The organism is Pseudarthrobacter sp. DSP2-3-2b1 (assembly GCF_049895945.1).
GTDB lineage: Bacteria > Actinomycetota > Actinomycetes > Actinomycetales > Micrococcaceae > Arthrobacter.
On record NZ_JAFCTI010000011.1, the window covers coordinates 13,306 to 31,640 of the forward strand.

Here is an 18,335-nt window from a genome sequence, read left to right on the forward strand (position 1 = left end):
GGCTTGTGCTCCTGGGTCCAAAGGTGTTGCGATGGAGGCGCGGTTGCCAGGGGGCGGCGGCAGCAACGGGAGGACTCTTATGACCGGCAGCATGACGCAGGACGAGCTCGAACTGGTGGACCGCTGGTGGCGGGCCGCGAACTACCTTTCCGTGGGGCAGATCTACCTCCGCTCCAATCCGCTGCTGCGCGAACCGCTCAAGGCGGAAGATACCAAGTCCAGGCTGCTGGGGCACTGGGGGACAACGCCCGGACTGAACTTCGTCTACGGGCACCTGAACCGGGTAATCCGGCGCGACGCCCAGGAGATGCTATTCGTCGCCGGCCCGGGCCATGGTGGTCCGGCCGTGGTGGCAAACGCCTGGCTGGAGGGCACCTACTCGGAGATTTACGGCCAGGTGGGCAACGACGCCGACGGCATGGCCGAACTGTTCCGCCAGTTCTCCTACCCGGGCGGCATTCCCAGCCACGCAGCACCCGAAACCCCCGGGTCCATCAGCGAGGGCGGCGAACTGGGGTACGCGCTGGCCCATGCGTACGGGTCCGTATTCGACAACCCCCGGCTGATCACCGCCGTCGTCATTGGGGACGGCGAAGCCGAAACGGGGCCGCTGGCGGCCAGCTGGCACTCCCACAACTTCCTGGATCCGGTGGCGGACGGCGCCGTGCTGCCCATCCTCCACCTGAACGGGTACAAGATCGCCAACCCCACCATCCTGGCGCGCATGCCGGAGGAGCAGCTCGAGCAGCTGCTGCGCGGTTACGGCCACGAACCCTATTTCGTGACCGTCAAGGATCCGGACAACACGGCCCAGGCGCACCGGGACTTCGCGGCCGCGCTCGAGTCATCCCTCGCCGGTATCCGCGCCATCCAGGACGCCCGCCGCAATGCTCCCGACGGCGAGACAATGGGCGGGGCTCCCGACGGCGGCACTCCCGGCAGTGACTCCGCTCCCCGCTGGCCCATGATTGTGCTGCGCTCGCCGAAGGGCTGGACCGGCCCCCGGGTGGTGGACGGCCTGCAGGTGGAAGGGACCTGGCGCAGTCACCAGGTCCCCCTCTCGGAGGTCCGAACCAACGGCGAACACCTGAAGCAGCTGGAGGCGTGGCTGAAGTCCTACGGTCCGGAGGAACTGTTCGACGGCGATGGGCGGCTCATGCCCGGCATTGCGGCCAATGCGCCGGCCGGGAACCTGCGGATGAGTGCCACGCCCCACGCCAACGGCGGGCTGCTGCGGAAACCCCTGAAGCTGCCCGCCTACAAGGACCACGCCGTCGACGTCCCCAAGTCAGGGACCGAGCGGATCAGCCCCATGATCACGCTGGGCTCGTGGATGCGGGACGTCATCTCGCTGAACCCGGAAACTTTCAGGCTGTTCGGGCCGGACGAGACTGCATCCAACCGGCTGCAGAGCGTCTACGAGGTCACAGACAAGGTGTGGCAGTACAGGATTGACGACGTCGACGAGCACCTCGCGCGGTCCGGCCGGGTCATGGAGGTGCTCAGTGAGCACCTGTGCCAGGGCTGGCTGGAAGGCTACCTCCTGACCGGCCGGCACGGGGTGTTCAGCTGCTACGAGGCCTTCATCCACATTGTCGATTCCATGTTCAACCAGCACGCCAAGTGGCTCAAGGTCCACAGCCAGCTGCCCTGGCGCCAGCCCGTGGCATCGCTGAACTACCTGTTGTCCTCCCACGTCTGGCAGCAGGACCACAACGGCTTCTCGCACCAGGACCCGGGTTTCATTGACCATGCGGTGAACAAAAAGGCCGAGGTCATCAGGGTCTACCTGCCGCCGGACGTGAACACGCTGCTCTCCGTGATGGAGCACTGCCTGGCGTCAACGGATTACGTGAACATCGTGGTCAGCGGCAAGCAGCCCTCACCCACGTGGCTGGGGCCGGCTGACGCGGAGAACCACTGCGAACGCGGGCTCGGGATCTGGCACTTCGCCGGGTCCGAGGTCGCGGGGGAGGAGCCGGATGTGGTCCTGGCTTGCGCGGGCGACGTGCCTACCGTGGAAACCGTCGCGGCGGCCGAACTGCTGAAGGAAGGTGCGCCCGGACTGAAGGTCCGGGTGGTCAACGTAGTGGATCTGATGCGGCTCCAGGACGTGAGTGAGCACCCGCACGGCCTCCCGGCGTCGGACTTTGACGGCATCTTCACGCCGGACAAGCCGATCATTTTCGCCTACCACGGCTACCCGGCCCTGATCCACCGCCTCGCGTACCGGCGGACCAACCAGGAGGGCCTGCACGTGCGCGGGTACAAGGAAGAGGGCACCACCACCACGCCCTTCGACATGGCGATGCTCAACGGGATCGACCGCTTCCAGTTGGCCATCGATGCCATTGACCGGGTGCCGGGCCTGGCGGAAAAGCACTCCATGCTGCGGCAGACCCTTCAGGACCGCCGGATGCAGGCGCGCGAACACACCCGCATCCACGGCGAGGACCCGGAGGATATCCGCAACTGGGTTCTGAAGGCCTGAGCCCGGAAGGGCAGATGACGCCCGGCGCTGATTCTGCAAGGCTGTTCCTGATGGGCCAGCCGGCTTACCGGGCTCGAAAGGATCACCTGCATGCCATGGCTTGATGTGATCGGCAACGATATTCACTACACGGACTCAGGCCGCGGCCAACCGGTGGTGCTGCTGCACGGCCACGCATCGACGGCGGCTTGCTGGGAGCCGATAATCCGGGACCTCGAGCGGGACTTCCGGGTGCTGGCCTACGACACCTACGACCACGGCTGGTCCTCGAATTCCCCGCGGCAGGGACCGCTGGTTGACCGGGTTGCAGAGCTTGAGCAATTCATCGACTCCCTGGGCCTGGAGAATCCCGTCATCGTGGGCCAATCCATGGGCGGTATGACCGCGCTTCGGTGGGCCGTCCGCCACCCCGGCGGCGCCCCTGCCCTTGTAGTGTGCGGGATGGGCTGGCCACTGGTTGTTCCACCTCCCGGTCAGCCGGGCCTGCCGGAAAAGTTCGAGGTGTTCAGTTCGCTGGATGACGACGAACGTATCTGGCTGGGCGTAGGAAACTCGTTCACGGAGCGCTGGATCGCGGAAAACCCCAAGGACTTTGCCCGCTACGTCAGGGTGCGGTCAACTGCCACCGCCATTGAAGCAGCCCGCCACCCGCGCAGCCTTGAAGAAAGCCAAGGGGAGTTCCTCAGCGCTGACCCGCGGGACGTCGAATGGTTCCAGCGGGGACTGGAATCCATCACCAGCCCGCTGGTGGTGCTGATTGGGGACGGGGAGAGGCCGCGCATCCGCCGGGGAGCTGAGCACGTTGCCGCCACTGTGCCCGGTGCCCGCCTCCTGGTTGTGGAGGACGCCGGCCATAATGCCTACTTCCAGCGCCAGGACATCCTGGTGGAGGCCATCCGCAGCACGGTTGCCCCCACCCGGGGACGCTGACCCGGCGCGGCCGGCCGGGGTTCTGAGGTGTATTTCAACGCGCCGGGGATTCCACCCGTTTCACCCAGGCCGTCCCCGCGGGCAAACGAGGCCCAGAGCCGGCGGACCTCGCGGCCCACGGCGTTGGTTTCGTCCCAGGAGGCGCCGGCAAGCAGGCCTGCCGCTTCCCAGGTTTTCCGGTTGCCAAAGAGCAGCGGCAGATCAACGGTGTGGGCTGCCCGGTAGAAGTTCCCCGGGGCGCCCCACGAGAGCACGTAGCTGTACGCCTTGCCGCCAGCGCGGGTGTGGCGTCGGGCAAACCGTCGGGCCGACCTGCCGTAGACCGCTTCCGTGATAGCCCAGTTGATGGCCTTCACGGCGGCCCCGCCCAGCAGCGGAACCTTGGCCAGCCGCCCCACCACCGGGTTCCGGGGCAGGAACAGCCTGGCCTCATCGGAAGTGTGGCCGATCAGCACCTCGATGGCCGGCGCAGTCCTGTTCCAGGCGGCTTCAATTTCGTCTTCGGGTGGCAGCGGGGCGTGCCCGTACTGGGTGCCGAACGGCATGGCGGCCATCAGCCCGTACTTCCTGGCCACCTGCGAGACGTGGCCTTCGATCTCCACCACCTCCAGCATCGGAGTGTCCTCGGTGACAGCTTCCGCCGCGATGCCCATGGCGGTGCTCATCTTGTGCCGGCCCCGGGTGATGCCCAGCGGCGCACTTTGGATGATGGCCCGTTGGAACAGGGAGGGCGCTTCCGGAGTCGCCATGAGGTGAGCTACTGAATCGCCGCCCGCGGACTGCCCGAACGCAGTGACGCGCTCCGGATCGCCACCGAAGGCGCCGATGTTGCGCTGCACCCAACGGAACGCCTCCAGTTGGTCGAGGAGGCCGAGGTTCGCGGGCCGACCGGTGCCTGTCGCCAGATAGCCGAACAGGCCCAGGCGGTAGGTCACGGACACCACAATGACGCGGTTCTCGGCCACAAGGGCCTTCGGGTCGAAGATTGCCAGGTCACCGGAGCCTGAGGTGTACGAGCCGCCGTGCAGCCACACCATCACCGGCACGCGTTCGTTTTCGGCAAGACCGGCCGGCAGGGTGATCGAGAGGCGCTGGCAGTCCTCGCTTCCGGGGAGTTCGCCGTACCGCGTGCCCAGGATGTCATCCAAAAACGGAACCGGACCCTGCGGGCAGGCCGGCGCCAGCGTTGTGGCGGCGAGGCCGGAGGTCCGGTCCGGCACGGGGACGGGAGGCTGGAAGCGGCCCGCCGTGGCATAGGGGATCCCGGTGGCGCGCAGCACCTCACCGTCCCGCCAGCCGGTGACCGGACCGCACGGAGGACTAAACAAAGGTTCGAAACTCACAGGGCAACGATTCCACAGTTTTTCTGGTGCACCGCTTTCAGCTCCAGCGAGTGCTGCCTAAATCTCGACTGCCTAAACCACGACTTAAACCCCGACGGCGGGTGCCGGCTCTTGCGAACCGGGCACCCGCCGTCGGACTGGCTGGTGTTTTGAACAGGAGCTAGTGCGCTACCGGCACGTAGCGCTTGATGGAGGCTTCGAGTTCGGCTTCGGCGGCGGCGCGGTCGCCCCAGCCCTCAGCCTTGACCCACTTGCCTGGCTCAAGGTCCTTGTAACGGGTGAAGAAGTGCTCGATTTCCTTGATCAGGAAGTCGCTGACGTCGCTGATTTCCTGGATGTGGTCGAAGCGGGCGTCAACAGGAACGCACAGGACCTTGGCATCTCCGCCGCCGTCGTCGGTCATGTTGAAAACGCCGATGGGGCGGGATTCGACGATGACGCCGGGGTGCAGATCGAAGTCCTGCAGGAGCACCAGTGCATCCAGCGGGTCGCCGTCTTCGCCCAGAGTGTTTTCGAAGAAACCGTAGTGCGTGGGGTACTGCATGGAGGTGAAGAGGACGCGGTCCAGGCGGACGCGGCCGGTCTCGTGGTCAACTTCGTACTTGACGCGTGATCCCTTGGGGATCTCGATTGTCACGTCATGCTTCATGGAATGCTCCTCGGCAATTGCAGGGGTTCGCGGCACAGAAGACGAACCGCAAAAGGAGTGTCGGTGCCGCCGACTATTATTGAGGATATAGCGAGAGGCCCAGGTTTCAGGAACTGGCGGGGATATTTCAGGACTTGAGGACCGGCACCAGCATGAACCAACCAGCGGCCCCCGGCGGGAGCAAGGACCCGTTCCGGCGTGTGCTGCACCGCGTATTTCAGGCGTGGCCCACTGTTCTGCTGCTGGCCTTGATGGTGATGGTGGCCCTGCCTGCGGGCTGGCTGATTGCCCCTGCCTTCGTCGGCCCGCCTCCGGTCACCGCGCCCCGGATACCAGCCTGGCAGCAGGCCCCCACAACCCTTTCTGCCGGCCAAGGCCTGGAGCAGCTGCAGGAATCGGCGCCGGTCCCGCTGCCGGCCGCGGTGACTGCGCAACTGGACTCCCACTTAAAGCCCGACGGCGGCGGTACCTTCACAGGGATGGTCCAGGACGCGCTGACCGGCCAGGTCCTGTATGACCGTGGTGGGTCGGAGAACCGGATTCCAGCCTCCAACATCAAGCTGCTCACCGCCGTGGCCGCCCTGCGGGCCATCGGGCCCGGGCACCGGTTCAGCACCAAGGCCCTGGCAGGCCCCAGCACGGACCAGGTGATCCTGGCCGGTGGCGGCGACGTCCTCCTGGGAGCCGGCGAATCAGCGCCGGACCAGGTCATGGGCCATGCCGGGCTTGCTTCCCTGGCCGCGGCCACGGTGGCCGCGCTGAAAGACCAGGGAGCAGCCGGCGAACTGAAGGTGCTGGTAGACGATTCCTTGTTCAGCGGCCCAAACCTGAATCCGGCCTGGGCGCAGGGCGACGTCGCGGCAGGAGAGATGGCGCCGTTGTTCCCCCTCGCGTTGAACTCTGCACGTTTCGATCCTGCCGTCACCACCGGGCCCCGCCCGCAGGATTCTGCAATCACGGCCGGGGAGGCGTTCGCCGCGCAGCTCAAGGCGGCGGGTTCCGCTGCCGGACTCACGGTGGCCGCCGGCGTCGGGCGTTACCCACCCTCCGGAACCGGGGAAGCGGCTGAAAGCGCGGAACCGGTGGTCCTGGCAGAAGTCCAGTCCGCCACTGTGAGCGAGCAGGTGGACCTGATGCTGCAGGACTCGGACAACTACCTGGCGGAGGTGCTGGGCAGGATGGCCTCGGCGGCTTCGGGCGGGCCGGGCAGCAATGAAGGCGCCACGGCCGCAGTCCGTACGCAACTGGCGGACATGGGTATCCCCACGAATGGCCTGAGCCTCGCCGATGTGTCCGGGCTGGCGCTGGGCAACCAGGTCTCCGCCCGGCATTTCGCCGAGGTGGTCCGGGCCATCACCACCGGTGCGGACACCAGGCTGCGCGCGGCGCTGGACGGTTTCCCGGTGGCCGGCCTGACCGGCACCCTGGACGCCCGCTACGGGAATGATGCCACGGTCCGCGGTGCCGGCCTGGTGCGGGCCAAGACCGGAACGCTGAACTCGGTGATCGCACTGAGCGGCTATGTAGTGGACGCCGACGGCCGGCTGCTGGTCTTCTCCTTCATCGGCAACGGGCTGACGCCGGGAGCTGCCGGAAACCGGGAAGCCCTGGACCGCGCGGCCACGGCGCTCGCCGCCTGCGGCTGCCGCTAGGGATCGGGGCGTACGCGTTCGCCGGTCAGCGAACTTAAGGGCGAACCGCCCCTTGCTGTGATCTGATGGGAAGCATGGAGTCCACTGCAAGTGATTCGTCAGCACCGGCAACATCCAGTCCCGCCCAGGCCCTGATCAACTGGGACCTCGCGGCATCAACTGCGGCCCGGCTTGTTTCGGCGGGCCCAACCCTGAACACCGGGGAAATCAACGAAGCCGTGGACAGCCTGCGCAAGCTCGCGGACGCCTCGGTCCCGCACGTCCACGAGATCACCGGCCTCGACGCGGCGAAGGATCTCCGGGACTCCTCGGTCCTGGTGGTGGACCGGGCCAACTGGGCCAAAGCCAATACGCAGAGCTTCGCCGTAATGCTCAAGCCCGCCATGGAAAAGATGCTTGCCAGCCGCCGCGGCACCCTCAGCCCCGCCGCCGCCAGCGTCAGCGGAGCCATCACGGGCAGCCAGCTCGGCGCGGTCCTGGCGTTCCTGTCCAGCAAGGTCCTGGGCCAGTACGATCCCTTCGCAGCGCTCGCGGAAGGCTCAAAAGCGCCGGCGGCCGGCAGGCTGCTCCTGGTGGCACCAAACATCGTCTCGGTGGAACGTGAACTCAACGTCACCCCGGAGGATTTCCGCCTCTGGGTCTGCCTGCACGAGCAGACGCACCGCGTGCAGTTCGCGGCCGCACCCTGGCTCCGCCACCACATGCTCGAGCAGATCGATGACCTTAGCGGACACCTGCTGGGCAACGTGGACACCCTCATGGAACGTGCCTCCGCCGCGGCCCGCTCCCTCAAGGACCGCAGCGTCACGGGCGATACCCCCGGCCGGGGCGCCATCCTGGACCTGCTGCAGAACCCCGAGGAAAAGGCCGCCATCTCCCACCTGACGGCGGTCATGAGCCTGCTGGAAGGCCACGCCAACGTGGTGATGGACGCGGTGGACACCAGCATTGTCCCGTCCGTCAAGACCATCCGGCAGCGCTTCACGGACCGCGGCAAGGACCGCGGTGTGATGGAGAAATTCATCCGCAACCTGCTGGGGCTGGACGCCAAAATGCGGCAGTACTCCGACGGCGCCAGGTTTGTCCGCGCCGTGGTGGACGTGGCAGGCATGGAAGGCTTCAACCGGGTCTGGGAGTCCGCTGACCACCTTCCCACCGAACCCGAGATCCACGACGCCAAGCTATGGCTGAACCGGATGGGCCTGTAATTGCCTGACCCCACAACCGGTTTTCACAGCGGACGACGACGGCCCGGCAGGCTGGTGCCGGTCGTCGGCACTGCGCGCAAGGCCCTCCAGAACGCACTGGCCGGCGCAGGCTACCCCCCTCACGTACTGGTGGCGTGCAGCGGGGGACCGGACTCGCTGGCGCTGGCCTCCGTGGCGGCGTACTTCGCCAGGCGTGGCCACGTGGACGGCCGCCCGGTAACGGTAGGGGCGGTGGTGGTGGACCACCAGCTCCAGCCCGGCTCAGCCGAGGTGGCCGCGCGGACCGCCCTTGCCCTGAAGGAACTGGGGCTCGCGCCGGTGGAGGTCCGGACCGTAGTGGTGGCGCCCACCGGCATGGGCCCGGAAGCCGCCGCCCGGGACGCACGCCATGCGGCGCTCGAAGCGGAAGCCCAGGCCCAAGGCGCCGCCGCGATCCTCCTCGGCCACACCCTGGACGACCAAGCCGAACAGGTCCTGCTCGGCCTCGCACGTGGGTCCGGCACCCGCTCCCTGGCCGGGATGAGGCCCGCCCGCGGCATGCTGCTGCGGCCGTTCCTGGCCCTCCGGCGTGCTGACACCCTGGCAATCTGCGCCGCGGAGGAACTCGAACCCTGGCACGATCCCAGCAACGCGGACCCCGCATTTGCCCGTTCGCGGACCCGCGTGGAGGTCCTGCCGCTGCTGGAGGAAAAGCTCGGCCCCGGCGTCGCTGAGTCCCTTGCCCGGACGGCATCCATCCTGCAATTGGACGCCGATTACCTGGAGGACGTGGCAAACAGCACGTTCGCAGCGCTGGTGGAGCGGTCCGGGCAGGAACTGCGCCTCCCGGAAGAAGCGTTGGGCAATCTTTCCCCGGCCATCAGGTTCCGGGTGATCGCCAAGGCCGCCGCCGCCGTCGGAGGCCAGCAGCCCGGCTACCAGCGGCTCCTGGCCGCGGAAGCGCTGCTGCGGCGGCAGGGTTCGGCAGGTCCGGTGGAGCTTCCCGGCGGCGTGAGTGTGTACCGGCTCTCACTGGCGCAGCTGGCGGAACCCGGCAGCGTGGACACTGTTGCCCCCGCTGCCGGCCGGCCGGAGGCCGGCAATCCCGTTCCCCGCGAAGGTGCCCGCTGTGGGAAGCTAGTATTCCGGCCTTAAAACCGCCCAAGAATTAGTCGCATCCCGCATTCCGCATCTACACAGGAGCCATTGGTGGATTCAAACGACGTCCAGGCAGATCTCAAGCACGTTCTCTACACCAAGGAACAGATCCAACAGCGGATCGGTGAACTCGCTGCCCAGATCGACAAGGACTACGAAGGCCGCGATCTCCTGATCGTGGGCGTCCTCAAGGGTGCAGTGATGGTCATGGCAGACCTCGCCCGCGCGCTCCACAGCCATGTCTCCATGGACTGGATGGCAGTCTCCTCCTACGGCTCCGGCACCCAGTCCTCAGGGGTTGTCCGCATCCTCAAGGACCTGGACACCGACCTGATGGGCAAGGATGTCCTGATCGTCGAGGACATCATTGACTCCGGCCTGACGCTGTCCTGGCTGAAGACCAACCTGGAATCCCGCGGCACCGCGTCCGTGGAGATCTGCACCGCCTTCCGCAAGCCTGCCGCAACCAAGGTCAAGATCGACGTCAAGTACGTCGGTTACGACATCCCCAACGAATTCGTGGTGGGCTACGGCCTGGATTACGCCGAAAAGTACCGCAACCTGGACTTTGTGGGCACGCTCGCCCCGCACGTTTACGAGTAAGCCCGCCCGTTCCGCCGGCCACGGCTGCGCTCCCGGTCCCGCTACGCCCAGAGGGAACTTTTGGGCGTCTCCATGCGTGAATTACACCGGACGGTGTATAGCTAGAAGCTGACGCAGCACCATCACGCGCGCAGACCACTCGCCGTGCAGCACTACCAGGAGGGACGGGGCCAGCCCCCGAACAGATGAAAGCTAAGAGTTTCTTCAAGGGCCCGGGCATCTGGATCGTTGTTGTGATCGCCATGCTCCTTGTGGCCTTTGCAACGCTGGCTCCCGGCGGTGCCGCACGGATCGACACTGACAACGGGCTGGAGCTCCTCGCCGACAGCGGCAAGGTTGAGCAGGCAAAGATCTTCGACGGCGAAAACCGCGTTGACCTGGTCCTGAAGGACAACCTCACCATCGACGGGCAGGACAAGGGCAAGAGCGTCCAGTTCTTCTTCGTTGACGCCCGTGCCGCCGACGTCGTCAGGGCCGTCACCGCCGCCAATCCCTCCAACGGCTACACGGACCAGCCGATCGAGAGCAACTGGTTCTCAGGCCTGCTTTCGCTCCTGATCCCCGTGATCCTTCTTGGCGCGCTGTTCTGGTTCCTGATGACCCGCATGCAGGGCGGCGGTTCCAAGATCATGCAGTTCGGCAAGTCCAAAGCCAAGATGGTCAACAAGGACATGCCGCAGGTGACTTTTGTGGACGTCGCCGGTGCCGATGAAGCCGTGGAGGAACTGCAGGAGATCAAGGAATTCCTGCAGGAACCGGCGAAATTCCAGGCCGTCGGCGCCAAGATCCCCAAGGGCGTGCTGCTCTACGGCCCTCCCGGAACCGGCAAGACCCTCCTGGCCCGCGCCGTCGCCGGCGAAGCAGGAGTTCCCTTCTTCTCCATCTCCGGTTCGGACTTCGTGGAAATGTTCGTGGGTGTGGGCGCCTCCCGTGTCCGCGATCTGTTCGAGCAGGCCAAGGCCAACTCGCCGGCCATCATCTTCGTTGACGAGATCGACGCCGTCGGCCGCCACCGCGGCGCCGGCATTGGCGGCGGCAACGACGAACGCGAGCAGACCCTCAACCAGCTGCTGGTTGAAATGGACGGCTTCGACGTCAAGACCAACGTCATCCTGATCGCGGCAACCAACCGTCCGGACGTCCTGGACCCGGCACTGCTGCGTCCGGGCCGCTTTGACCGCCAGATCTCCGTGGAAGCGCCGGACCTGATCGGCCGCGACCAGATCCTCCAGGTGCACGCCAAAGGCAAGCCGATGGCCCAGGGTGTTGACCTCAAGGCCGTTGCCAAGAAGACCCCCGGCTACACGGGTGCCGATCTCGCCAACGTGCTTAACGAAGCCGCGCTGCTGACGGCGCGCTCCAACGCCAACCTCATTGACGACCGTGCCCTGGACGAGGCGATTGACCGCGTCATGGCCGGCCCGCAGAAGCGCAGCCGGGTCATGAAGGAACACGAGCGCAAGATCACCGCGTACCACGAGGGCGGACACGCCCTGGTGGCGGCAGCCCTGCGGAACTCGGCCCCGGTCACCAAGATCACCATCCTTCCCCGCGGCCGTGCCCTGGGCTACACCATGGTGGTCCCGGAGAACGATAAATACTCGATCACCCGCAACGAACTGCTGGACCAGATGGCCTACGCCATGGGCGGCCGGGTTGCTGAGGAAATTGTCTTCCACGACCCCTCCACCGGTGCGTCCAACGACATTGAGAAGGCCACCGGAACGGCCCGCAAGATGGTCACCGAGTACGGCATGAGCGAACGGGTGGGTGCTGTCCGCCTCGGCCAGGGCGGTGGCGAGCCGTTCCTGGGCCGCGACGCCGGGCACGAGCGCAACTACTCAGACCAGATCGCCTACGTGGTGGATGAGGAAGTCCGCCGCCTGATCGACCAGGCTCACGACGAGGCGTACGCCATCCTGATCGAAAACCGCGATGTCCTGGACCAGCTGGCCCTGGAACTCCTGGAACGGGAAACGCTCAACCAGGCCGAAATCGCCGATATCTTCCGGGACATCCGCAAGCGCGACTTCCGCGAAGTATGGCTGTCCAAGGAGTCCCGTCCGGTGCAGCAGGCCGGGCCGGTGGAGTCCCGCCTGGAAAAGGCCGAACGGGAAGCCCAGGAGGAGGCCAAGCAGGCCCGTCTCGACGAGCCGCTGGACGCCCAGCCGCCGCACCCGCAAGGTGTGCCGGAGGATGCTCCCTTCCAGGGCGGCATTCCCGACTCGGGGCCTGACGCCCTGCGCGGCTAAGCTTTCTCCTGTGAATCACTTCGACGACGACGACGCCCACGACTCCGCCGTGCACTCCGCGGACGGTGGATCCCACCATAAAAAGCACGAAAAAGTGGACCGGCCCCGGATCGAAGCCGCCGTCCGCGAGATCCTGCTGGCCATCGGTGAAAATCCGGACCGGGGCGGGCTCCAGGACACCCCCAAGCGGGTAGCCAAGGCCTACGCCGAGGTGTTCGCAGGGCTGCACCATGATCCCGCCGACGTCCTTTCCACCACGTTCGATCTGGACCACGAGGAACTGGTCCTGGTCAAGGACATTCCCTTCTACTCCACGTGCGAGCACCACCTGGTGCCGTTCCACGGTGTGGCCCACGTGGGCTACATCCCCTCGCACGACGGAAAAGTGACCGGGCTGAGCAAGCTGGCCCGGCTGGTGGACATCTATGCCCGCCGCCCGCAGGTGCAGGAGCGCCTCACCACGGAAATCGTCGAAGCAATGGTCACCCACCTCAAACCCCGTGGCGCGATCGTCGTTGTTGAATGCGAACACATGTGCATGTCCATGCGCGGTGTCCGCAAGCCCGGAGCAAAGACCGTCACCAGTGCGGTCCGCGGGCAGCTCCATGACCCGGCCACCCGTGCCGAAGCCATGAGCCTCATCCTCGGAAGGTAACAATCAGACCATGGACTCACTCGCAGCAGCCCCGGGAACCGGGCCGGCAACATCGCCGCTGCCCGTCCTGCGCAAACCGCGCCCGGCCGCGAAGTTCGCAGACCTGCCCACGGACCGCACCCTGGTCATGGGCATCCTCAACGTCACTCCGGACTCCTTCAGTGACGGCGGAAAGCACCCCACAGCGGACACCGCCATCGCGGCCGGCCTGCGGATGTTCTACGCCGGGGCGGACATCATCGACGTCGGTGGTGAATCGACGCGGCCCGGCGCCGAAGATGTGGGCCCGGAGGAAGAACAGCGCCGCGTGCTCCCGGTGATCCAGGCCCTCGTTAAAGCCGGTGCGCTGGTCAGTATCGATACCACCCACGCATCCACCGCCGCCGCCGCCCTGCAGGCCGGTGCGGCCATCATCAACGACGTCTCCGGACTCACCATTGAGCCTGAGATGGCGGATCTCGTCGCTTCATCCAAAGCCCCCTACGTTCTCACCCACCGCCGCGGCGACGCCCGCACCATGAACTCGCTGGCGGACTATCAGGACGTCGCCGGTGAAGTGGTGGCGGAGCTCGCCGGAGTGCGGGATAAGCTCTACGCAGCCGGCGTCATCCCGGAACAGATCATCATTGATCCGGGCCTGGGTTTCGCCAAGAACGACGCCCAGAACTGGGAACTCCTGCAGAACCTTGATCAGCTGGAGGGCCTGGGGCACAAAGTCCTGGTGGCCGCCTCCCGCAAGCGCTTCCTCGGCACCCTCCTGACGGTGGCCGGCAAATCCGCCGCTCCGGAGGAACGCGACGCCGCCACCGCTGCGATCACTGCCATCAGTGCCTTCCGTGGCGCCTGGGCAGTCCGCGTGCACGACGTCGGACCCAGCCTTGACGCCGTCAAGGTCGCCTCACGCTTGGCTGCTGCACACACCAACCACTAGGGCCGGGGGACCCATGGACAGGATTACGCTGAGCGGCGTCACCGCTGTCGGCTATCACGGCGTGTTTGATTTTGAACGCCGCGACGGACAGCCCTTTGTGGTGGACGCCGTACTTCATCTGGACTTCGCCAAAGCCGCGGAATCCGACGACGTCCGGGACACCGCGCACTACGGTGAGGTGGCAGACCGGATCAAGGAGTGGATCACCGGGGAGCCGCTGAACCTGATCGAGGCCCTCGCGGTCCGGATCGCCGATTCGCTGCTCAACGACTTCGACATCCAGGCGGTGGACATCACGGTCCACAAGCCGCAGGCGCCCATTGAGGTGCCCTTCGGTGATGTGGCCGTCAGCGTGCACCGTGCCCGGATAGGCGGGCTGCAGCCATGACCGGCTATACCAAGGCCGTCCTGGCCCTCGGCAGCAACCTGGGCGAACGGAACGACACCCTGTCCGAAGCTGTTGCCGATCTCGTGGACCCGCCTGAGGTGCGGCTGCTCGCCGTTTCCCCGGTGGTCCAAACCAAAGCGGTGGGCGGCCCGGCGGGCCAGCCTGACTTCCTGAACATGGTCATCACCGTGGAGACAACCCTTGACCCCGCCGGGCTGCTGCAACACTGCCAGGCGGTGGAGAACAAGCACCACCGCGTCAGGGAAGTGCGCTGGGGACCGCGGACGCTCGACGTCGACATCATCACTTACGGCGGTGTCACCAGCGACGATCCGGTGCTGACCCTGCCGCATCCCCTGGCGGCAAAGCGCGCCTTCGTGCTGTACCCCTGGTCCTTGATTGAGCCGGGCGCCACGTTGGACGGCGAACGGATCAGCGTCCTGGCTGCCCGCGCCGCCGATTTCGGCGATCTCACTCCGTTTGACGGTTTCGGCGACTATGACGGCGTCCCTACCGCCGGGGCGGTGGAGTAGGCCATGAAGCCCATAAATCCACTCCGCCTGATGCTGATCGGCCTGGTCATGGCCGTCGCAGGCTGGTCCGCCACCGTGGTGACCAGCCGGTACAGCCTCGCCACCCCGGTCCTTCCGGCCACCGCGCTGGCTTCCATGGGCGTGATCGTCGCCATCACGCTGATTCTCGGTATCAGGATCCTCAGGTGGCGCAACAGCAACCGGGACGCCACCAAGAAAAAGACCGTACTCAATCCGATCCTCGCAGCCCGGACCCTGGTCCTGGCACAGGCATGCGCCTACGCGGGTACCGTCCTGCTCGGCTGGCATGTGGGGATCTTCCTGGACCAACTGCGGATCTGGAATCTCCGCAGCGACCAAAGCATCACCTGGGTGGCTGTTGCCATGGCCGGCGGGGGTTTGGTGATGATCGTTGTGGGCCTGCTGGTGGAGCGGTTCTGCAAGATCCCGCCGGAAGACACCGAAACGCCGGGCGAGGGCAAACGGAGCCCGCGGGGCGAAGTCGCAGGGGAAGGCGAATATGCGTACCGAGGCGATTGATCCCGTGGGCATCACCTGGCAGCGCGTTTCGCCGAAGTACATCACCGTGCGGCTGGTCCAGTGGGCTATCGGCAACCTGGCCGCAGTGCTGGTCCTGTCCCTGCCTCTGGTATTTGTCCTGTTGGGCTGGTGGGAGTGGCCGCCGCTGTGGCTGGCCGTCACGGTGCCGGCCGTGACGCTCGTCCTGGCCTTGTGGCGGCTTGCGCTTATTCCGCGCCAGGTGCGCGCCATCGGCTACGCGGAGCGGGATGACGACCTGCTGATCCGCGGCGGCATCTTCTTCCAGCGGACCATGGCGGTCCCGTACGGGCGGATGCAGTACGTCGATATAGCGGTGGGCCCCGTGGAGCGCGGGCTGGGGCTCTGCACCCTTAAACTGCACACTGCCGCGCCCGGGACCAACGCTCTGATCCCCGGGCTTCCCGCTGCGGAGGGCGCCCGCCTGCGCGAGCAGCTCGCCGCCCGGGGCGAAGCCAGGCTGGCAGGACTGTGACCGCAGACGTTCCGGAGCCCGGCGCGCCTGCGGTTCTTCCGAAAACGCCCGACGCCGAGTGGCTGCGGGTCCACCCGGCATCGCCTTTTGTGCGTGGCTGGCTGGCGATTGCCGCCATCGGGTTCTTCTTCGGGCGGGACACCTTCGAACGGCTGCTGCAGGGCAGGCCCCTCGTGGAGGAGGGCTTCGCGGGCAGGGCGCCCTGGCTTGTGGCCGCCGGTGGTGTGGTGCTGCTTGCCACCGTGGCGGGTTTCATCCTGGAGTGGTACTTCACCAAGTACCAGGTGTCCGGCGGCTACGTCCGGGTCAACTCGGGATTCCTCTTCCGCCAGCAGCGGCAGGCACGGCTGGACCGCGTCCAGGCCATCGACATCGTCCAGCCGCTCCTGGCCAGGATCTTCGGGCTGGCTGAACTCAAGTTTGAGGTCGCGGACGCCGGCGAATCCGCTGTGCGCCTGGCGTTCCTGCGCATGGATGACGCCCGGCAGCTCCGGGCCGACATCCTGGCGCGCGCGGCCGGGGTTGTCCTGGACCCTGAACGCCCGCAGGCACCCGCGCCCGAGGCGCCGGAACATCCCGTACTGTCAGTGCCGCCGTCGCGCCTTGTGGGTTCACTGCTCCTGAGTGAACAAAGTTTTTTCGTGGTGCTGGGCGGCGTGGCCTCGGTGATCCTGTCCGCCGTGACGGAGAACCAAAGCTTTTACTTCTACCTGATTCCCGCGGCACTGGGCCTGGCCGCGAGTTACTGGGGCTCCTTCAACAAGGGCTACAACTTCACCGCCGCCATTTCGCCGGACGGGATCCGGCTGCGGTACGGGCTCCTGGACACCCAGGCGCAGACCCTGCCGCCAGGCAGGATCCAGGCATTGAGAGTGTTGCAGCCGCCACTGTGGCGGATCTTCGGCTGGTACCGGATCCAGGTCAATGTGGCCGGGTATGGCGCACTGGGCAGCAACGGGGAAGTGTCATCGCGCACCACACTGCTGCCGGTGGGCAAACTGCCTGACGTGATGAGCATGCTCTCGCTGGTGCTGCCGGACCCGGGCACTGCCGAACCTGGACGGATCTTCGCAGCCGGGCTCAACGGGTTGGATTCCGACGCCGGCTTTATCACCACACCGCGCCGCGGCAGGGTGCTCGCGCCGTTGGGATGGCGCCGAAACGGATTCACGGCCACGGCAACCGCCCTCCTGATCCGCTCAGGCCGGTGGTGGCGGCAGCTGGTGGTGGTGCCGCACCAGCGGACCCAGTCCCTGGCCTTGCACCAGGGTCCGCTCGCGCGCCGTTTCGGCCTCGCGGACCTTGTCCTGCACACCACGGCAGGGCCGGTCTCGCCGCGGCTGATCCAGGCCGACGTGGACGAGGCACGCGCCCTTTTTGATGCGCAGGCGGCCCGGGCCCGGCTTGCCCGCAAGCGTCAGACCACCGAACATTGGCTCGCGCAGGTGGTGGAGCCCTTCCCCACCGCGGCGCCGCTGGCTGAGTCAGCGGAACCGCCGGCGTCGCCCGCTGTTGAGGCAGCGGAACCCCCTGCGGCACCCGCTGTTAAGGCGACTGAGCCTGAACCGGTTGAGCCCGCCCCCGCAGCTGAGACCAGGGACACCCCGCCCCTGACACCGCAACAGGAAGGCCCGCAACGTGGCTAAGCCCGGACGCCTTGGCGTCGGAATCATTGGTGCCGGCAAAGTAGGCGCCGTCCTCGGTGCAGCTTTGCGCGCTGCCGAGCACGCCGTCGTCGGGGTTTCCGCTGTGTCTGACGCCAGCCGCGAACGCGCGGAGGCGTTGCTGCCGGGAGTGCCGGTCCTGGAGATCCCGGACATCGTGGAGCGTTCCCAACTGGTGCTCCTGGCCGTCCCGGACGACGCCCTGGCCGGGCTGGTGGACGGCTTGGCCAAACTGGGGGCCTGGCAGCCGGGACAGATCGTGGCACACACCTCGGGCAGGTTCGGCGTGGGGGTCCTGCGTCCGGTCCGGGCGGCGGGGTCCATCCCGCTGGCTTTGCACCCGGCGATGACTTTCACGGGCATGAGCCTGGACCTCGCCCGCCTGCTTGACTGCACTTTCGGTGTCACTGCGGATGCCGCGATGCTGCCCATTGCCCAGGCGCTGGTGGTGGAGATGGGTGCCGAGCCGGTGGCCATCGCCGAAGGGGACCGGACGCTGTATCACGCCGCCCTGGCACACGGCTCCAACCATCTGGTGACCCTTGTTGCGCAAGCCTCCCAGCTGCTGCGGGATGTGGGCGTTGAAGCGCCCGAACGGATGCTCGGACCGCTGCTGCGCGCCACATTGGAGAACGCCCTCGCCTCAGGTGAATCGGCACTGACCGGACCGGTGGCCCGCGGCGATGTGGGTACCGTGGAGGCTCACGCCCAGGCGCTGCTCGAGTACGACGCCGGCGCCCACGGCGATGTGCTGGAGGCATATCTCGCCATGGCACGGGCAACCGCCCTGCGCGCGGAGAGCCGCGGGCTGCTCAAGACTGAACAGCTCGGTGCCATCCGGGCTGCGCTGGAAGAAGGAAACTGAG

At 66.7% G+C, this 18,335-nt stretch carries 17 protein-coding genes; 15 read left to right on the forward strand and 2 right to left on the reverse strand.

Going from position 1 to position 18,335, the window contains the following annotated elements; translation table 11 throughout:
* Positions 1-79: 79 nt before the first annotated feature.
* Positions 80-2,491 carry a phosphoketolase family protein gene (locus ACP7AX_RS13885; protein WP_426227095.1) on the forward strand — a complete coding sequence of 804 codons (2,412 nt, stop codon included), beginning with the start codon at positions 80-82 and terminating at the stop codon, positions 2,489-2,491.
* Positions 2,492-2,581: 90 nt separating this feature from the next.
* Positions 2,582-3,421, forward strand: a complete 840-nt coding sequence (locus tag ACP7AX_RS13890; protein WP_426227097.1) for an alpha/beta fold hydrolase — start codon at positions 2,582-2,584, stop codon at positions 3,419-3,421.
* On the opposite strand, the gene ACP7AX_RS13895 is transcribed toward ACP7AX_RS13890, so the two are convergent.
* Positions 3,352-4,764 (reverse strand): carboxylesterase family protein, encoded by a 1,413-nt coding sequence (locus tag ACP7AX_RS13895; protein ID WP_426227099.1) that lies wholly within the window; start codon positions 4,762-4,764, stop codon positions 3,352-3,354. The two genes, ACP7AX_RS13890 and ACP7AX_RS13895, sit on opposite strands and share 70 nt — an antisense overlap.
* Positions 4,765-4,924: 160 nt before the next feature.
* The gene (locus ACP7AX_RS13900; RefSeq protein ID WP_131684822.1) at positions 4,925-5,413 is read right to left on the reverse strand and encodes an inorganic diphosphatase; all 489 of its coding nucleotides are present in this window, start codon (positions 5,411-5,413) and stop codon (positions 4,925-4,927) included.
* A gap of 251 nt (positions 5,414-5,664) precedes the next feature.
* Between ACP7AX_RS13900 and dacB the strand changes: the two genes are divergently transcribed.
* From dacB to ACP7AX_RS13965, 13 genes are all read left to right on the forward strand, one after another.
* Positions 5,665-7,065: a D-alanyl-D-alanine carboxypeptidase/D-alanyl-D-alanine endopeptidase gene (gene dacB / locus ACP7AX_RS13905; protein WP_426227310.1), complete on the forward strand. Its 1,401-nt coding sequence runs from the start codon at positions 5,665-5,667 to the stop codon at positions 7,063-7,065.
* Positions 7,066-7,139: 74 nt separating this feature from the next.
* Positions 7,140-8,273: a zinc-dependent metalloprotease gene (locus ACP7AX_RS13910; RefSeq protein ID WP_426227311.1), complete on the forward strand. Its 1,134-nt coding sequence runs from the start codon at positions 7,140-7,142 to the stop codon at positions 8,271-8,273.
* A 54-nt stretch (positions 8,274-8,327) separates the two neighbouring features.
* Positions 8,328-9,407: a tRNA lysidine(34) synthetase TilS gene (tilS, locus tag ACP7AX_RS13915; protein ID WP_426227313.1), complete on the forward strand. Its 1,080-nt coding sequence runs from the start codon at positions 8,328-8,330 to the stop codon at positions 9,405-9,407.
* Between the two features lie 54 nt (positions 9,408-9,461).
* Entirely contained in the window at positions 9,462-10,013 is a 552-nt protein-coding gene (hpt, locus tag ACP7AX_RS13920; protein ID WP_131684819.1) for a hypoxanthine phosphoribosyltransferase, read from the forward strand.
* 185 nt (positions 10,014-10,198) lie between these two features.
* Positions 10,199-12,265, forward strand: a complete 2,067-nt coding sequence (gene ftsH / locus ACP7AX_RS13925) for an ATP-dependent zinc metalloprotease FtsH (protein ID WP_131684818.1) — start codon at positions 10,199-10,201, stop codon at positions 12,263-12,265.
* Positions 12,266-12,275: 10 nt separating this feature from the next.
* Positions 12,276-12,920, forward strand: coding sequence for a GTP cyclohydrolase I FolE (gene folE, locus ACP7AX_RS13930; RefSeq protein WP_131684817.1), 645 nt, complete (start codon positions 12,276-12,278; stop codon positions 12,918-12,920).
* Positions 12,921-12,930: 10 nt separating this feature from the next.
* On the forward strand, positions 12,931-13,851 hold the full coding sequence (gene folP, locus ACP7AX_RS13935; RefSeq protein WP_131684816.1) for a dihydropteroate synthase: 921 nt from the start codon (positions 12,931-12,933) through the stop codon (positions 13,849-13,851).
* A gap of 13 nt (positions 13,852-13,864) precedes the next feature.
* The gene (folB, locus tag ACP7AX_RS13940; RefSeq protein WP_131684815.1) at positions 13,865-14,239 is read left to right on the forward strand and encodes a dihydroneopterin aldolase; all 375 of its coding nucleotides are present in this window, start codon (positions 13,865-13,867) and stop codon (positions 14,237-14,239) included.
* Positions 14,236-14,772, forward strand: a complete 537-nt coding sequence (gene folK / locus ACP7AX_RS13945) for a 2-amino-4-hydroxy-6-hydroxymethyldihydropteridine diphosphokinase (RefSeq protein WP_131684814.1) — start codon at positions 14,236-14,238, stop codon at positions 14,770-14,772. The genes folB and folK overlap by 4 nt, the downstream gene beginning before the upstream one ends.
* Positions 14,773-14,775: 3 nt before the next feature.
* The gene (locus ACP7AX_RS13950) at positions 14,776-15,312 is read left to right on the forward strand and encodes a DUF3180 family protein (protein ID WP_131684813.1); all 537 of its coding nucleotides are present in this window, start codon (positions 14,776-14,778) and stop codon (positions 15,310-15,312) included.
* Complete coding sequence (locus ACP7AX_RS13955; protein ID WP_426227105.1) at positions 15,293-15,805, forward strand: PH domain-containing protein; 513 nt, start codon at positions 15,293-15,295, stop codon at positions 15,803-15,805. The genes ACP7AX_RS13950 and ACP7AX_RS13955 overlap by 20 nt, the downstream gene beginning before the upstream one ends.
* Positions 15,802-17,451: a PH domain-containing protein gene (locus ACP7AX_RS13960; protein ID WP_426227107.1), complete on the forward strand. Its 1,650-nt coding sequence runs from the start codon at positions 15,802-15,804 to the stop codon at positions 17,449-17,451. The genes ACP7AX_RS13955 and ACP7AX_RS13960 overlap by 4 nt, the downstream gene beginning before the upstream one ends.
* Positions 17,444-18,334: a Rossmann-like and DUF2520 domain-containing protein gene (locus ACP7AX_RS13965; protein ID WP_426227109.1), complete on the forward strand. Its 891-nt coding sequence runs from the start codon at positions 17,444-17,446 to the stop codon at positions 18,332-18,334. The genes ACP7AX_RS13960 and ACP7AX_RS13965 overlap by 8 nt, the downstream gene beginning before the upstream one ends.
* The last annotated feature ends 1 nt before the right edge of the window (position 18,335 follow it).

Coding starts and splice junctions, on each gene's coding strand:
- ACP7AX_RS13885 (WP_426227095.1), top strand. CDS start 80: ATGACCGGCAGCATGACGCAGGACGAGCTCGAACTGGTGGACCGCTGG.
- ACP7AX_RS13890 (WP_426227097.1), top strand. CDS start 2,582: ATGCCATGGCTTGATGTGATCGGCAACGATATTCACTACACGGACTCA.
- ACP7AX_RS13900 (WP_131684822.1), bottom strand. CDS start 5,413: ATGAAGCATGACGTGACAATCGAGATCCCCAAGGGATCACGCGTCAAG.
- dacB (WP_426227310.1), top strand. CDS start 5,665: ATGGTGATGGTGGCCCTGCCTGCGGGCTGGCTGATTGCCCCTGCCTTC.
- ACP7AX_RS13910 (WP_426227311.1), top strand. CDS start 7,140: ATGGAGTCCACTGCAAGTGATTCGTCAGCACCGGCAACATCCAGTCCC.
- ftsH (WP_131684818.1), top strand. CDS start 10,199: ATGAAAGCTAAGAGTTTCTTCAAGGGCCCGGGCATCTGGATCGTTGTT.
- folP (WP_131684816.1), top strand. CDS start 12,931: ATGGACTCACTCGCAGCAGCCCCGGGAACCGGGCCGGCAACATCGCCG.
- folB (WP_131684815.1), top strand. CDS start 13,865: ATGGACAGGATTACGCTGAGCGGCGTCACCGCTGTCGGCTATCACGGC.
- folK (WP_131684814.1), top strand. CDS start 14,236: ATGACCGGCTATACCAAGGCCGTCCTGGCCCTCGGCAGCAACCTGGGC.
- ACP7AX_RS13950 (WP_131684813.1), top strand. CDS start 14,776: ATGAAGCCCATAAATCCACTCCGCCTGATGCTGATCGGCCTGGTCATG.
- ACP7AX_RS13955 (WP_426227105.1), top strand. CDS start 15,293: ATGCGTACCGAGGCGATTGATCCCGTGGGCATCACCTGGCAGCGCGTT.